This window comes from Allorhodopirellula heiligendammensis (assembly GCF_007860105.1).
GTDB classification, from domain to species: domain Bacteria; phylum Planctomycetota; class Planctomycetia; order Pirellulales; family Pirellulaceae; genus Rhodopirellula; species Rhodopirellula heiligendammensis.
In genome coordinates, this window is record NZ_SJPU01000003.1 from 263,490 (window position 1) to 279,443 (window position 15,954).

The 15,954-nt window shown below is 57.8% G+C and carries 13 protein-coding genes and 1 tRNA gene; 9 read left to right on the forward strand and 5 right to left on the reverse strand.

Annotated features, from left to right (window positions below; all coding sequences use genetic code 11):
* Nucleotides 1–204: 204 nt before the first annotated feature.
* The 3 genes from Poly21_RS20955 (at nt 205) to Poly21_RS20965 (ending at nt 3,438) form a co-directional block, all read left to right on the forward strand.
* Nucleotides 205–669 carry a hypothetical protein gene (locus tag Poly21_RS20955; RefSeq protein WP_146409016.1) on the forward strand — a complete coding sequence of 155 codons (465 nt, stop codon included), beginning with the start codon at nt 205–207 and terminating at the stop codon, nt 667–669.
* A gap of 149 nt (nt 670–818) precedes the next feature.
* Nucleotides 819–892, forward strand: a tRNA-Pro gene (locus Poly21_RS20960).
* Nucleotides 893–1,272: 380 nt separating this feature from the next.
* A complete protein-coding gene (locus Poly21_RS20965; protein WP_146409469.1) occupies nt 1,273–3,438 on the forward strand; it encodes a sialate O-acetylesterase in 2,166 nt (721 codons plus the stop codon).
* Nucleotides 3,439–3,552: 114 nt separating this feature from the next.
* Here Poly21_RS20965 and Poly21_RS20970 read toward each other — a convergent pair whose 3' ends face one another.
* Nucleotides 3,553–5,313, reverse strand: a complete 1,761-nt coding sequence (locus Poly21_RS20970; RefSeq protein ID WP_146409017.1) for an ABC1 kinase family protein — start codon at nt 5,311–5,313, stop codon at nt 3,553–3,555.
* On the opposite strand from Poly21_RS20970, the gene Poly21_RS27810 reads away from it, so the two are divergent.
* Nucleotides 5,312–5,500 (forward strand): hypothetical protein, encoded by a 189-nt coding sequence (locus Poly21_RS27810; RefSeq protein ID WP_302119984.1) that lies wholly within the window; start codon nt 5,312–5,314, stop codon nt 5,498–5,500. The genes Poly21_RS20970 and Poly21_RS27810 overlap by 2 nt on opposite strands.
* Before the next feature lie 79 nt (nt 5,501–5,579).
* Here Poly21_RS27810 and Poly21_RS20975 read toward each other — a convergent pair whose 3' ends face one another.
* Nucleotides 5,580–6,722: a hypothetical protein gene (locus tag Poly21_RS20975; protein WP_302119987.1), complete on the reverse strand. Its 1,143-nt coding sequence runs from the start codon at nt 6,720–6,722 to the stop codon at nt 5,580–5,582.
* Between the two features lie 594 nt (nt 6,723–7,316).
* On the opposite strand from Poly21_RS20975, the gene Poly21_RS27815 reads away from it, so the two are divergent.
* Together Poly21_RS27815 and Poly21_RS20980 are read left to right on the forward strand one after the other, a co-directional pair.
* Nucleotides 7,317–7,472: a hypothetical protein gene (locus Poly21_RS27815; RefSeq protein ID WP_302119989.1), complete on the forward strand. Its 156-nt coding sequence runs from the start codon at nt 7,317–7,319 to the stop codon at nt 7,470–7,472.
* 152 nt (nt 7,473–7,624) lie between these two features.
* Nucleotides 7,625–8,821, forward strand: a complete 1,197-nt coding sequence (locus Poly21_RS20980) for a DUF1559 domain-containing protein (protein WP_146409019.1) — start codon at nt 7,625–7,627, stop codon at nt 8,819–8,821.
* Between the two features lie 92 nt (nt 8,822–8,913).
* On the opposite strand, the gene truB is transcribed toward Poly21_RS20980, so the two are convergent.
* From truB to Poly21_RS20995, 3 genes are read right to left on the reverse strand one after another with little or no spacing between them, the layout of a single operon-like run.
* Complete coding sequence (gene truB / locus Poly21_RS20985) at nt 8,914–9,972, reverse strand: tRNA pseudouridine(55) synthase TruB (protein WP_146409020.1); 1,059 nt, start codon at nt 9,970–9,972, stop codon at nt 8,914–8,916.
* Nucleotides 9,969–11,108, reverse strand: coding sequence for a lysylphosphatidylglycerol synthase domain-containing protein (locus tag Poly21_RS20990; RefSeq protein WP_146409021.1), 1,140 nt, complete (start codon nt 11,106–11,108; stop codon nt 9,969–9,971). Before Poly21_RS20990 ends, truB begins: the two co-directional genes overlap by 4 nt.
* Nucleotides 11,109–11,115: 7 nt before the next feature.
* Nucleotides 11,116–11,391, reverse strand: a complete 276-nt coding sequence (locus Poly21_RS20995) for a ferredoxin family protein (RefSeq protein WP_146409022.1) — start codon at nt 11,389–11,391, stop codon at nt 11,116–11,118.
* A gap of 313 nt (nt 11,392–11,704) precedes the next feature.
* On the opposite strand from Poly21_RS20995, the gene Poly21_RS21000 reads away from it, so the two are divergent.
* The 3 genes from Poly21_RS21000 to Poly21_RS21010 all read left to right on the forward strand — a co-directional run bounded on the left by Poly21_RS21000 (nt 11,705) and on the right by Poly21_RS21010 (nt 15,896).
* Nucleotides 11,705–13,144, forward strand: a complete 1,440-nt coding sequence (locus Poly21_RS21000) for a class I SAM-dependent rRNA methyltransferase (protein WP_146409470.1) — start codon at nt 11,705–11,707, stop codon at nt 13,142–13,144.
* Nucleotides 13,145–13,514: 370 nt separating this feature from the next.
* Nucleotides 13,515–14,174 carry an FHA domain-containing protein gene (locus Poly21_RS21005; protein WP_146409023.1) on the forward strand — a complete coding sequence of 220 codons (660 nt, stop codon included), beginning with the start codon at nt 13,515–13,517 and terminating at the stop codon, nt 14,172–14,174.
* Nucleotides 14,175–14,234: 60 nt separating this feature from the next.
* Entirely contained in the window at nt 14,235–15,896 is a 1,662-nt protein-coding gene (locus Poly21_RS21010) for a hypothetical protein (RefSeq protein WP_302119992.1), read from the forward strand.
* Nucleotides 15,897–15,954 lie beyond the last annotated feature (58 nt).

A 15,954-nucleotide genomic window follows, 5' to 3' on the forward strand; every position in this document is an offset into this window, starting at 1 on the left:
TGGTCGACAATCACGACCACTCGTGGTTATACTTTCACTCGACATTCATTGGACCGTACGTTCATTGCCAGTCCGAAGACCATTTGCCGCTTGGCACTCGCCACGATTGCACCTCAAATACTGAGGCGATCACTTATCGGCACGATGCAGTCGACAGGTTTTCGGAGGAACTCTTATCCCGATCGACCACAGGAAGTTTTCAGCATGTCTCTCGAAGACAACCCGATGTCGCCCATGTTTCGCATCGATGTCTCGGCGAAATCCGAGCCTCAACCGAACATGACGAGCGAGGAACTTACCGTCCAGCTGCTCCGACAGATGCTCGTCGGACAGCAGAAGCAGACCAAGCTGCTGGGGGAGTTGGTAGCTCAAAACGCAGCGATGCAGAAACAGCGGGCGGGTGAGTTGCAGCAATGGAAGGACGCCCACCCGCAACTCTCAAGGGCCTGTCGCCGAGCCGCTGAGACACTCAGCGAGGTGCAGACGGAATTCTTGCAGTCGGTCACCGAAGAAATCGAAGATTCGGGGGAGCATCTGGTCGAGGGCGAATACATGCTCAATGAGTTTATCGATCGTTTCGGTCCTCGCATGGCTCATCTCAACGGAATCCTGCAAGTCCTCGCCCAACTTGGTACGGGCGAACCTGTTGCCGAGCAGCAACAGCACTAACCGGCACAGCATTTTGCTGGTTGGTAAAAAAAATTCCCAAGTGAACCTTTCCACAAACGGCTCCGTCCGTTACGCTCTGGCGAATTCAGCAAACGAGTCGCTTTTCTGACTTGCCGCTGAGCTCTCAAAGACACACATTATCGATACATCGGGGCGTAGCTCAGCCTGGCAGAGCGCCTGGTTTGGGACCAGGAGGTCGCATGTTCAAATCATGTCGCCCCGACTGTTTTAGAAGGCTGGTGTACCGCAGGTGCACCAGCCTTCTTTTTTTAGATCTCACGTGTGTCGCCAAGCTGGCGAGAAAGTCCTCTGAAAGTTCTTGTTCAGAGTTGAGTCAACGCAGAGGCACCACCCCATGTCTTCCCGCTCCGGGCGGAGCGGTGAGGAGGCGATACCGTGACAAGCCGTCGTCGGCCCCTCTCTTCCGAGACGATGGAATCTCGTCGCTCAATCTCGTTGTCGACTTCGCTCAGGCGGCGACGATTTGAGTTAAGATAACCGCAGCGTGGTCTGACTTTCCTGGACAGACCGGTCGCGTTCCCTCCCCCCATTCCCACCGAGCACGTCATGCCGTTCCCTTGCTTTCCATTCCACCGCTCTTTGATGTCGATTGCGATCGGCGTCGTCGCTGCCACGACGGCCACGCACGCGGACGTTCGCCTGCCGTCGGTGTTCAGTGACCACATGGTACTGCAACAAAAACAGGAAATCCGAATTTGGGGATGGGCTGAGAAAGGTGAAGCGGTCGACGTTCGCTTTCGTGATGCCGCCGCCACCACGCAGGCCGACGACCATGGACGTTGGCAGGTCGAATTGCCAGCGATGGACGCCACTGCCCAACCGCAAACACTCGTCGTCAAAGGTAACAACACGATCGAAGTGAGTGATATCCTGATCGGCGAAGTCTGGCTCTGTTCGGGGCAATCGAACATGGAATGGACCGTCGATCGATGCACCGATGCTGAGCAAGAAATAGCAGCGGCCAACTACCCGTTGATCCGACACATCGCCATTCCGAAAACATCCAGTTTTTTGCCCGTCGATGACGTGCCCGCTGATTGGAAGGTCTGCTCGCCCGAAACCGCTGGTCGCTTCACAGCCTGCGGCTACTTCATGGCCCGTCATCTCTACCAAGAACTTAATGTACCCATCGGTCTGGTAAATTCGTCTTGGGGAGGTACCCGTGTCGAACCGTGGACGCCACCGGTAGGATTTCAGCAAGTCCCTGCCCTTGAGAATATTTACCGGTCCATCATCACGCGCACACCGGGAACGGATGCCTACGAACAGCGATTGACCGCGCACATTGATGCGACAACCGACTGGGTCGAGACAGCCAGGGCGTCGATGAAAACCAACGCATTGCTGTCGCCCAGCCCTGCTTATCCGAGCGAATTATTGCCATTCAGCCAGCATCAGGATCCGACCATGTTGTACAACGGCATGATCCATCCAATCCTCGGTTTTTCCATTCGCGGAGCGATCTGGTATCAGGGCGAATCCAACCATGCCGAGGGCATGCTGTATCTGGAAAAGAAAAAGGCTCTGATCAGCGGTTGGCGTGAACTCTGGAAACAAGGTGATTTCCCGTTCTATTACGTTCAGATCGCACCGTATCAATACGGTAGTGAAGATGCTGAGATCCTACCAAGGTTCTGGGAAGCTCAGGCGGCCGTGGAGGACGAGGTGCCCCACACCGCCATGGTGGTCATCAATGACCTCGCCACCATCGACAACATCCATCCACCGGCAAAGCAGGAGGTGGGACGACGCCTCGCTCGGCTGGCGCTCAAGAACGATTATGGTCGCAGTGAAACTGTCGCTCACAGCCCAGAGATGAAGTCGATGGAAATTGATGGTAATCAAGTACGGATCGTATTCAGCAACGCTGCTGGCGGCCTGAAGACTCGAGATGGCCAAGCGCCCACTGATTTTGAAGTCATTGGTGCCGGTTCAGGTGGCTTTCAACCCGCCACCGCGACGATCGATGGCGATACGCTGATCCTGACATCAGACAAAGTCAAGCAACCCGTGGCCTTCCGATTTGCTTGGAACAAAACCGCTGAGCCCAATCTCATGGGCGGAACGGGATTGCCTGTCGGTGCGTTCCGTGGTGGCGAACTTCCTGAATTTGTCGATACCCTGCCAATCAGCAGCGACTATCAACTCGTCTACGACCTCGATTTGGCGAAACTCGGGAAAGAGATCCAGTATGATGTCGATAACAGTAACGATGTCAAAGCGTTCGATCGCGTTGCGTATCTCCTCGAACTCGCTCGCGAGGATGGTAGCGACCAAGCGATCTTTGTTTCCATGGATGCATTCACCGACGATGTCAATCGGATCGGTATTCCAACGAAGGCGTCGGGAGCTCATTTTCAGCAACGCGTCAATTCGCTCGATGTATTCACGACCGTCGATGGTATTCAAACCGGCGTCAACATGGCAAAAGGTAATATCGAGTTCTGGCCACACAATTATGCGGCAGCCAATGACGCAAAGGTGCCCGGGGCTAGCAATAGTGTTTACGACTTTGGTGACAAACCGAGCGAACCGGTCGATGGCTATGGAAGCATGCAAGTCCACGATTTCGGCGCGAAGCAAACTCTCTTTGCGATCAACAAATGGAATGCGGGAGCGAAAGCAGACATCGGCATTGGCAATAGTCCTGGAGAAACTCGTGATTGGACGTTCACCGGGAACGCCGATACATACACGAGCAAACGATTGCGTGTGTATGTGCACGTTCAATCCGGAGCACAGGACTGAACGACCTCGCTTTGCTGCTCGCAGCAGCGATGATAGGTCCCGTTGATGTGGCGATACGCGTCGCGGGGGTGACCCAATCGCGCGCGATGGACTCACGCGAGCCCCCGAGAAAGCTTAATCGCGGCCACTACGCCAAATCGATAGGCACAAAGCGGTCATCACCGTCATGCTCGCGAGTGTCCCAACGAGTCCCAGGATGCTCAGTCTGCTGAGTCCTACCATGGGGGCGTTGGGGAACAGCACGGGTGAAACCTCGTATGACAACATCAATGACGAGCCAAGAAAAACCGCGCTGGCCATCAGTCCGACGACCAATCGATTGACGGCTGGCGTGATCCGCTTAGGATCCAGGCGTAACTGCAGTTGTCCGAGCCTTGCTTGGTTCAAAATGGCCAGCACCTGCTCGGGGGCCTCTTCTAAAAATGCTTCGTTTTCTAAGTAGATCCTACGGGCTTGCCGCAACCGACGTTTCGGCGAGAGGCGGCGCCAGATCACGCGACGCATGTAGTTTTGAACGATATCAAGCGAATCGAAACCCACGCCGAGTTCGCGCATCGTGCCTTCAAGAGAAATCAGCATCTTGATCAACAGCGCAGATTGGTTGGGCAGGGTGATCCCGTGGCGATGCAGAATTTCGCTGAGTTGGTTCAATGATCCGGCGAGGTCAAACCGGTCGAGCGATTGGCGTCCGAAAGTATCGACAAACTCGGTGACATCGATCTCTAACGCGGCCTGATCCAAGTCCAGTCGAGGACTGCCCACACCGCGAATCAGCCGAGTCAAACGACGTCGATCACCAGCATGAATCGCAAAGAGCATCTCTTCGATCGACTCCCGCAGCGTTTCGTCGATGCGCCCGGTCATGCCGAAATCGAGAATGCCGAGTCGTCCGTCGGGCAGACAGAAAAGATTACCGGGATGCGGATCGGCGTGAAAGAAACCGTCTTCAAATACCATCTTCAAGTAGATCTTTGCCAACCGGGTACCAAATCCTGATGGCAGATTTGCTTTGGACAATCGCGGAAGTTGCGGAGACTGCGGCGGGCCCGCGGCCTCGTCATCCCGGGAGCCAAGGTCCTTCGCCGCCGGATGCGCGCGGCCGCTAAACAGACTTGCCAAGGTGACGCCGGCCAACTCGTCCATCACCAGCACGCGGCGGCTACATAGTCGATCAACCACCGCTGGAATAACGACTTGCTCGTGATTATCGGCAAGCATCTCGGCGAACTGTTTGAGGTTGCCACGCTCACGATTGAAATCGAGTTCGTGCAGAATCATGGGACGTAATTGGCGGACCATGTCCGTCGGCCCCCAGATCGCAAGGGTATCCACACGAGCGGCCAATTGGGCGAGCCCCTCGAGCACCTCCAGGTCCTGACGCATCAAGCGGTCAATCCCCGATCGTTGCACTTTGACAACAACGCGGCGCCCGTCGAGCAGCACCGCTCGGTGAACTTGGCCGATTGATGCTGTCGCCAACGGCGCAAAGTCGAAGGATTCGAATTTTGTCTCGAAATCGTCTCCCAGTTCCGCGCGGAGTGTCGCCCGCACCTGGTCGGCGCTGTCTGGCTCGACCCGGCCGCGCAATCCCTTGAGTTCCTCTGCTAACTCGACTCCCACGAGGTCGGCGCGAGAGGCGAGTACCTGCCCGACCTTGATGAAGGTGGGACCCAGTTCGGTAATTGCCATCCGGATCCGCTCCGCCCGCGTGTACTGCGTCAGCGGTACGCCGGATCGATCGGTGATCCAGTTACGAAATGGCAGTCGCGGCGACCGGCTCAGCCAGTCGGCCAGACCATAACGGCGCAACACCGCCAGAATCTCGCGTCCACGACGCAGATTTCGGTAGAGGCTCGGTATCGACGTCAGCTTCATGACGAGAATCGAATGGGCCTGCGGTGGCGGCGGGGACTTGGTTAGCCGACGGCTCCACATGCCAGCTTTGATGCACCACCAGCAGCTGGTGCCGCTGGCTCAAATCAAAGACCGGATAAGTCCACCCCAATCACGCGTGCCGGGGCGAGAACATGACCTCTCCAAACTAGTCAACTACGGCGTGTAGTGTGAGAGCAGGAGAATGAAATGCTCAAGCTCGAAACCAGATTCGAGCGATTCTCGCAGATGTAACGAAAGAAGCGGTGTTAACGCATGATCGGATAGCCTGACGATTTGCCCGTGCTTCCAGGCGTGTATCCCGCTGGCTGAACGTCGTTCGAACCACCGCTTCCCGTCCCGCTGCTATTCTTGCTCGCCGAAGCGGTTTGGTAGGCGGGAGTCTTTTCCGCACCTCCTGGCGAACTCGAGTTCGGCGTGGAATTACCTAGCGGCGAGGGGCTCGACGGTGGTAGGTCCAACGCAGCCACCGCAGGGGATCCAGCTGCACCAGTCGGAGACGACGCGATGGCATTTGCCGGTGAGTTCGGTGCCGCAGCGGCCGCGATCGGTGCAGGCGGCGGGATCATGTCGCTGGGCAGCCCGAAGCCTCCAGAGCTCGCCGGGGCACTTGCCTGGGCGGTCGCGGACGGAGCGGGAGCCTGCATTCCATCGAGAGGTGGCATGCCAAAGGCAGAACCGGACGGGTTTTGGGCTGGTGACGCCTTGGCCTGAGCCGACTTCGCGTCCGCCACAGATTCAGTATTGGCAATGGGCTCCTTGCCGAGTTGATAGCCGGATGGCAACCCACCAGCGCCCTCGGGTTTACTGGCTGACGTGGTACCAGCTGGAGTGGCTGCGGGGACACCGCCATAACCATTCGCAGCGGCGGCTAGATCGCTGGATGCCGGCAGGCCGCTGCGACCTGGCAAAGCATAGGCGGGAGGTACAGCGTTCTCACCCGCGGCAAGTGTCGTGGAAACGGTCGGCGGGACGTCCGATGGAGGGACTTTCCCCGTTGGGAACCCGGCTGGCACGCCGCTGGTGGGCGTCTTTACCTGGTCGCCTGCCAACGCGTATGGATTGGCGCTCGTCGCTGGGGCGTTCGTTTCTGGAGCCGCCGCAATCTTGTCGGTTTCAGGCGTTGTGCCCCCCGCGATCGAGGCAATTGCCTCGGGAGTGGCTCGAGCTGATGGGGGCGACGGATAAGTAGTCGTGGGGCCGGAGCCCGCGAGTACCTCCGCAGACGGCTCACTGCGACCAAACATGTTCCAGGATGGCTTGCCACTTCGGCAGCCTACCGCGGGAAATGTTGCGATCACACACGCAGCCAGGGCCGCGCGAGCGGCACCCCGACGCGAGAGTTGGGCGTGGTGAGAGAGTTTTGTTTCGGCGATTTCCGTTCGCTTCATCGTCGCATCCTTAGGAAGGGAGCGGGGCAATGCTGATTTATGTGAGACGTCCATCTATTGCGATCGACCGTTTCAATCAGAAAAATCAAGCAAATCTCGCAAAGATTGTCCCGTCCTAAGAATTTTCACCTGCCAACGTCAATGCCAGCTCAGATTCCCCAAACAAAAAGGGGGCTGCTCTCCGCTGGCGATCGGACCTCGTTGCTAACCAAATTGCTCCGATACCTTGTCCGCGTGGGGGTGCGCGGGCGCGTGACGAGGCATGCAAACGTCTCGCGGCAACGCAACCCGTCCACATTTGTACCCAATATCACCATAGAAAAAGTTTGACAGTGGCGAACTGCCACGGTAATGTGGCATTATTCCCCTCTGCAGCCGCATTGCGTGCCCAGAAAAGGTCATTGTGGAATGTCATGGTTGACAGCGAGGTACGTGTTGACAACTGCCGGCGGCGACTGACGGGCAGGCTGATAAACCGCCGATGGCGGGAGGGTATTCGTTCTCGTTTCTTGATTTTTTCGTCTCTCTCTCGAGGGCAGGCCTGCGGACTCTCGAGTTGCTCGCCTCTTTTTACTTTTACCCAATAGGTTCGTGATGAAGAAGTTTCTTTCGGTTTTTGCCTTGTTGGTTTGTCTCGGTGGATGCACCAGCGATAAGCCTGTTGTTGTTGATGAGGCCGGGATGACGCCCGAGCAGCAGGCTGAGCAGAAGGCCTATGTCGAGGAGATGGACGGGCCACCGCCGAGCTGAGTCGGCCCGCGTCCAGCACGCCGTGTTTACCGCGGCAGCTCCTCGGTGATGGGGCAGTTGGTGACCAAGCATTGAAGAGGCTCATATCGTTACGGACGGAGCGTCCGCCGTAATTTCATTTTTTTCTGTTCTAGAAATGTAGGGTTCATTCCATGAAACGGCTTTCCCGGTCAGCGTTCACGCTGGTCGAACTCTTGGTGGTTATCGCCATCATCGGCGTCCTGGTAGGGCTTTTATTGCCCGCCGTTCAGGCCGCCCGCGAAGCAGCTCGACGGATGAGTTGCAGTAATAACTTCAAACAAATTGGTCTGGGGTTACATAATTATCATTCGGCCTATAACCAGTTGCCCCAGCACATGACGGGCAACACTCGCACGCACACGAACAACTCCGAGGTGTGTAATCGACTTTATATCAGTGCCCAAGTCGGATTGACCCCGTTCGTCGAGCAACAAGCCCTCTGGCAACAAATCAGTAATCCGTTTGATCGCAATGGCGATGGGACCCTCGCGTACCCGCCCGACAGCCCACCGATGGGGCCCGGTCCTTGGCAGACTTACTATCCACCATGGATGACGGAGATTCCGATGCTGCGCTGCCCGAGCGACCCCGGCCGGGGACTGCCCGCCCTGGGACGCTGCAACTACGCGGTATGTGTCGGAGATGTGATGGAGCTGACCCACAGTGGTGGGAAGAACGAAAGTGGCATCTACGATGCAACTGACCCGCTGGACAATGATGAATGCAGTATGCGTCTGGGCGGCGGCAGCAATAACAATAACCGAGCGCAACAGGCCCAAGCACGCAACCGGGGGATGTTTTGGTGTCGCCATACCACTCGCTTCCGTGATTGTTTGGACGGCCTCTCCGGCACGATCTGCATGGGCGAGATTGCCACGATTCTCGGTGGACGCGAAATCATTTCAGAGTTTGTGCTCAACGGGCCCGATACGATCTCCACGATTCCTTCTGCCTGTGACGACCAGGTGGATCCTGCACGCCCGCAGTTTTGGCTCACCAGCGCCAGCGTAGGTGGTGGCAACCAAATCCGCGGAGGTCGCTGGGCAGATGGTCGGATCCAGTACACGGCATTCCACACGATCAAGCCACCAAATAGCTTGAGTTGTTTCCGTGGGGGCGATGCCTCTCAGGGAATCTCGTCAGCCTCGAGTCGTCACCAGGGTGGTGCACACGTTCTGATGGGTGATGGTGCGGTCAGGTTCATTACCGAAAGCATCGAGGCTGGTAACCAGCAGATGACTCCGGCTCACACGGGAGCACAGAGTACGTTCGGATTGTGGGGGGCGCTGGGGACTCGCGCCTCACGCGAGACCGCGCAGCTTGAGTAGGTCGGTCGGCCACTGCGTGCCCTGAGTGAGAGAACTGTTGACGTTGGCCGAGCAATTGCCCGGCCAACGTTTTTCTTTTTTGCCGTGGGCCTTCATCGCGACGGCGCGAAAACTCGGTAGGGAGCCCACAGTCCTCGCTTGATCCGCAGCACTGCCACCAAATCACCTTGACCGTCCTTGGCAATGCATTCCTCGACGACTGGTTGAACGGCGGATGCCTCACCGCTGTGGCGGTCCAGAGATTCGGCCCGCGCCCCGGTCAGCCCCAGATCTTGTTGCGAGGGCATTTGTGGTTCGCCAGAAATGGGCAGGCCGTGGCGGAGTCGCTCCACGTCGTCGCTGTCCAGGTGCATCGAAGGCAGATGAGCCAACCCAACGACGGGAGCTTGAATAGCTTGTCGCAGGTCGCCAATTATCGCCATCGGGCTCAGCCCTTCGGCGAGTTGTTCACGGTTCATCGGCGGCGGGTCATCTGGCGGTACGGTACCGACAGCTGAGGCAATTTCGAACGGTCCCACTTCGCTGCGTGTTAGCTTGGTCATCACAGCCACACTCTGACATCGCGCGGCGATATCCATACCAAGGGACCGCAGATAGGTGCCTGAACCGCAGCGAACATCGACATCGAGATGGGGGTATTCATACCGTGTCACTTTGATTGAATCGATCCAAACTCGACGGGTGGGCATCTCAAACTGCTCACCCCGGCGCATCCGTTGATGGGCGCGCTCCCCATCGATCCATATTGCCGAATGACCGGGAGGAGTTTGGTCGATCCAGCCGTGGAGATGGTCGCAGGCGATCTGAATTTCTGCCATGGTAGGTTGCGGCGCGTCGGCAAGTGCCACAATCGGCTCTTCGAGATCGCCCGAGGTACTGCTGACGCCCAATTCGAACCGGGCGACGTATCGTTTGGCGTGTTGGAGCATCCATGGTGTCAGGCGTGCGGCGGCACCCACGGCGATGACAACGAGCCCGTCCGCCAGGGGGTCGAGCGTCCCAGTATGGCCGACCTTGAGCTTGCGATCGTTGAGTTCGCGGCGGAGTCGGCGCTGGACTCGATTGACGAGTTCGCGAGACGTCATTCCATAGGGTTTGATGTAGGGTAAAAAGCCGAACGAATGCGTTCGACTGTGCAGTGCAGAATTCATCCGTGAGATATCGGTTGCAGGTAGCGGAGATGGCGCAGGTATGCCGCAGATAGGCTTGCTAAAACGGCTTCGACGAGGATAAACATCAGTCGCGCCGCGATGACAGCGAGCAACGCATGAGTTTGTCCAATCAAGGGCGCGAGCACGAGCAGGGTCACATACTCGCGAACTCCCGCCCCGCCGGGTAGCAGTGAGACAAACCCCAGCACCATGCCCAATGAGATTGCGGCGGTAGCGACTGTCACGATTTGAGTCGCCGACGGGAGCGGGGCGAATGACGGGATTGCCGTGATCAACATTGCAAACGATAGCCCGATGAGCACCCAGGAAACGAGCGATAGCAGCCAGCATTGACCTAGCAATGACCAGGTGATGGTGGTTGAGGCAATGCCGCCATCGGGACTGGAGGCGAGCTTGCGGCGGGCAGCGATGAAAGCCAATATCCGGCGCAAAATTGGCGGGCAAACGGGTATCAACGACAATCCAGCCATCGCTGCTGCGCAGCCACGGACCCAAGTGGGCAGTGGGGATTGCCATAGCAACACACCTGCGACGGCAGCCCCAACACCCATCATCACAAGAGTTTCAAAAAACACGCTGCTCGTGGCTCGCCCCAGTGGCCGGCCCGTGTCCCGCTGTGGCGGCCCACTTTCGTTCGCTCCAGATCCGGCAGCCGCTTCCACGACACTTGTGCCCGACTGAGGTAGGATCGCGCCCACTCGCAGAAACACAACCATGGCTTTGCCAGGAATGTATTTGCCCGCGTGCCCGAGCAGCTGCGCGGCGATCGCCCTTCGCAGCGTGCAGGAGACCGCAAGTGCCTTCAAGCAGCAATGCAGTACGCAGCCGGGCGGCACGAGGCCACAGGCATACAGCAAACCAGCCAAACTGACTCGCTCCCAGCGCACATTGGCCAAAGAGGGCAGCGAGGACTCACGACGCTCGGCGTCTCTTGCCAAGGCTGCCGAGACCAGCGGATCCGGCTCGGCGGCCGCGTCACTTCGTAGCCGCTGAGCCTCGGTTTTTAATACAGACGTTTCGGCTTGCCATCGCTCAACCGCTTTGCTCGCCGCACTGACCAAGCCGATCAGGACGAGCAGGAAAACGGCACGTTGAATCCAGGCAAGCCAAGACACAGTGGGACTATTCGTCCACCAACGGATCTTGTTTTTCCGTGATCACTTCACATTTTTCGGATTCCGTCGCGTTAATTTCGATGTAGTTTTTCCATTCGTCAGGTAGATTGTCTTCGTGGAAGATCGCTTCGACGGGGCACTCCGGAACACATGCTTCGCAATCGATGCATTCCTCAGGGTGGATATACAACATTTGCTCGCCCTCGTAGAAACACTCCACCGGACAAACGACGACACAATCGGTGTACTTGCATCCCGAGCAGGGTTCGGCGACGACGTGCATAACTTTTTACCTTAGTTTATTTTGAAAAAACAACTGTGATTGAGGGGCCATGACAAGTAGTCGTGGTATCGGCAACCCCGTCGAGTATCGGCCTCGTGGCCGCCAAACTTCGCTTAAAAAAGTCGCCGCCGAGTACAGATCGATCAACCCACTCGATCACTAGCAGCCTATTTTGCCTATTTGTCAGGCTTCGGCCAACCGGCCAACAACGAAAATTCCAACTTAATTTCTTATTGACCTTCTACTTCGAAATCCGAACTCCGTGAATTCGCACCCCGATCCGAAGCCTGCCGACCCGGCGCCTGCCGACCCGATGACGCCCAGCGATGTTGCAGCCCCCGCCACTGCTGAGTCGGCAACGCTGCGAACGAAACCCAACCGCCATTTCCCATTCTTGTCGCGACACCCCTGGGTGCTGGCGACGGCGATTGCATCACCACGCACCGCGGCGGCTTCGTCGAGCAAAACTTCGCAGCAAAAAGAACAGCGTACGCATGAGAAACAAGATGGCTCGCTCGCAGCTTCCGACGGAGCCATCCAGAGCTCGCCAGCCGATCAGACGCCCGGCGATGTCGACGACCTCGCGCCGACGGTAGGTGAGTCGGTAGAATTGCTCGATCATGACGGCAATTGGATCGCACGCGGTTTGTGCAATCCCGCCAGTCGATTGCGGTTGCGACTGTATAGTTATTCTCGTGACCAAGAGATCAATGATGCACTGTTCGCCCAACGCATTGACGAAGCTGTGGCGCGTCGCCGCCTGACCCCCGCGGCCAACCTCAGTAGTGCGGGGGAGCGGTTGATCTTCAGCGAATCGGACCGGATCAGCGGATTGATTGTAGATCGTTACGCGGATTGCTTGAGTATTCAGTTCACAGCAGCGGCACTTCTCTCACGAGGACCGTTTTTGATCGAGGAAGTTTTGAAGGCCGCCGAAAAATACAATACCCCCTGCGCACGGGTGATCGCGCGTGTCGATGCGGCGACGGCCCGGCATGAAGGAATCACGGCTGAACAAATCGCTGAGGTGGAGTCGTGGAGTCGCGGGATCTCGTCCCCACCAGTGACCGGTGCAGGGGACTCAAGCGAGGTGATTTCATCGGAGGCGGACACCGTCTGGTATCACCACAACGATTTAGAGATGGCGATCGACCTGCGTGACGGTCAGAAAACGGGGGGCTATCTCGACCAGCAAGCCAACCATGCCGAGGCGGCGCGGTACATGTCAGGCCGCCGCGTGTTGGACATCTGCACCTATACAGGTGGGTTTGCGCTCGCTGCCGCACAGGGCGGTGCCAGCGAAGTGATCGGCGTCGATAGCAGCGAGAAAGCACTCGAGATGGCGCGGCGAAATGCGCGTAAAAATTCCCTCGATCAGGTGCAGTTTGAACGCGCCGATTGCTTCGACGATTTAAAGGCCCGCGGTACGCGAAAGGAGACTTTCGATGCCGTGATCTTGGATCCACCCCGGTTTGCTGGTGCCCGCCGCCAAGTCGATGCGGCGCTGCGTGCCTACGGCCGGTTAAATATGTCAGCGCTGGACCTGTTACCGCCCGGCGGGATCTTGGTCACTTGCAGTTGCTCGGGGCATGTGTCTCGCGCTGACTTCCTCAACATGCTCGTCGATGCAGGGCGAAAACGCCAGCGGGACATTGTCATCCTGCAGTCCCGCGGCCCATCGCCCGACCATCCCTGTGCTGTCTCCTGCCCGGAGAGCGACTATTTGAAATGCGTGATCGCCCAGGTCCAATGAAACTGTCCAATAAAACTGTCCAGTAAGATGTTTCCCGAAACATGAAAAGTCTTGCTGGCCCCTGCCAGGCCGGGGATTTTCGCAGTGCATGCGTTTTGCTAGCGAGTGGCGACGGCACGTTTGGGTAAGGGAAATGCGGTCCCAGGGCTCATCTTGGCCCGGGGCGACGCGAGATTGCATTTTGGTTATATTGGAAATAGTTGCTGGAGAGGGCCAGCCCCGTGTTCGAATCGGTTCCCAACAGAACTCCCATCCACCAACCACCTTGCTGGCATGAGTTTATACTAGTGGCAGGCGGGGTGGATGCGGGTGGCTTGCCCGCGGGAAGTTCATCGAATCCGAATCACTCTCATCACGATCGAGGCCATTGGTGACGAATGTAACGATCAAAGTTTTGCATGGATCGGACCGTGGCAAGATTTTTGAGAACATCAGCACGCCGTTGACCGTCGGGCGTGAAGAGGGCAACGACATTCAGCTCAATGATGAGCGAGTCAGTCGCTGCCATCTGAAAATTCAGCGTGACAACGACCGACTGGTACTGACGGACCTGGACAGCACCAACGGCACCAAGGTCAATGGAGCCGAGTGCCAATTGAAAATTTTGCGGCACGGTGATCTGATCGCCGTCGGACGCAGTTTGATGCTGCTCGGCTCTGAAGAGCAAATTGCCGAGCGGCTGCGGTCAATCGGTGGCGGCAGTGGCTCGCAAAGCCGTGATATCAAGTCCTCTGATGACTCCATCGCCGTGGAACTCCATCGGGCGCCCGAAGGCCAATTGCCCGTGGAGGCGATGCAGGTGGACGAATTGCCCGCGATCCCGGATGGGTTGACCCCTGGCCAAAAAGCGCAGCTCTGCGAAATATTAGACTATCTGCAACACCGACTTGAGCGACTGATTGAGACCGTTGAGACGGATGAAGCTACGGAACAGGTTTTGCTAAAACAAGCCGCATGGCAACGACTACTGGATGTTCAATCACGTTTGGCGTCGTTGAACCGCTCGATCACCGACCCTCAATGGCCCTGAATCATCGCTTTGACAGATACTCTCACACCGCACCCTTCCACGAAACGTCGCGACAGTTCCATGGACCCTGACTGGAACGACGTCCCCTGTGCCGATCGTCAACGAAAAACCCGCCCTGGTGAAGCTGCGGAGCCAGGGTACCTTGCCTACCGCGCCTGTAGCGACAACCACAGTGCTCTCATTGAGCCGCCGCTAGGGGATGCTGAGTTACTGCTCAAAGGTAACTTGGATCGCCAGCTCTCGAGTTTTTGGGCGGGCCTGCGGACGCAATCTCGCGCTCAATTGCTCGGCGATGCGCGGCAGTACACATCTGCCTATCGAGATGTTCCTGGTGCGACGCAGACTGCCACAACGCCGCGTGACTCGACACCCATCGTGATGGCCGGTCATCAACCAACATTGTTCCACCCCGGCGTGTGGTTCAAGAATTTTGCGCTGCAACGCCTTGGTGGAGACCTCGGAGCGCATGCGATTAACTTAGTCATTGATAACGACGTGGCCGCCGGGCGTTCGATCCGGGTGCCGATGCGCGACGCGATTGGACGTGTCTATTTCAGTTCGGTTCATTACGACGAAGGTGGCGCGGGGATTCCCTACGAGCAAGCCAAAATTCGCGACCTCCGTCAGTTCGACCGATTTGATCAAGAGGTTCGCCACGCCATTGCACCACTCGTCGCGAACCCCTTGGTCAGTGAATTGTGGCCCCATGCGCGGGCGGCGATTCGACGCTGCGAAATCGCCGGCTGTGCGTTGGCACAAGCTCGGCATCGGCTCGAAGCGGATCTGGGGTGGCAAACTCTCGAGATCCCGCTTGGTGTCGCTGTGCGAGGCCTTCCGTTTGCGAGATTCGTGATGGAAATGATCGACGATGCCGAGCGTTTCTGCCAGGTTTACAATGACGCTGCTGACCATTACCGGGCGTGGCATGGCATCCGCAGTACGGCGCACCCGGTGCCCAATCTGGGCCGGGAGGGTGATTGGCTAGAACTGCCGCTCTGGGTGTATGGGAACGATCATCCCACGCGCCGCGCCGTCTGGGTGCGTCGGCACGGCGGCCAGATCGAACTTAGTGATCGACGCAGCAGTGAGACTGCGCGACGGTCCCTTCTGCTGCCAGCGGACGACCGTGACGCGGCCGCAGAGGTGCTCGCAGAATCAGCATCGCCGGAGTTCAAACTTCGCCCCCGCGCATTGATGACCACCATGTTCGCCCGATTGCTGCTCAGCGATCTGTTTTTGCATGGGATCGGTGGTGGCAAATACGATCAGCTGGCCGACCGGATCATCTGCCATTTCTTTGGTGTGACGCCACCGGCATTGCAGGTTGTCTCGGCGACAGTGCGATTACCAGGGCAAGATCGCGACCCCGAACGCCCCCACGCGATGCAGGTGCTCCAGAGCCGTATCCGCGACACGCAGTACCACGGCGAGTTATGGACGCAGGCCACGGCCGGTCGCAGGCAACCGTTGGCACAGCGGAAACGGGAGCTGCTTGAACAGATGCCCTCCCAGGGTTCGCGCGCCCAGTGGCACCAGGATATCACTCACGTGAATCGGGAGCTGGCCGCCGAGTTGCAGTTGCAGCGGCAGGAAATGCAGGCGGAGCTGCAGCGTTTACGGCTGGAGGCGAGCGAAGAACAAATTCTGGCTAGCCGCGAGCTCTCGTTTTGTTTGTTCCCACGCCAAGATTTAGTGGCTGCGTTCGAGCAAATGTTGCGATAACCCCATGTTTGGCGTTGCCGACGCGAGAAAATTCGCTATTCTGCCGGTCCGCAAAACT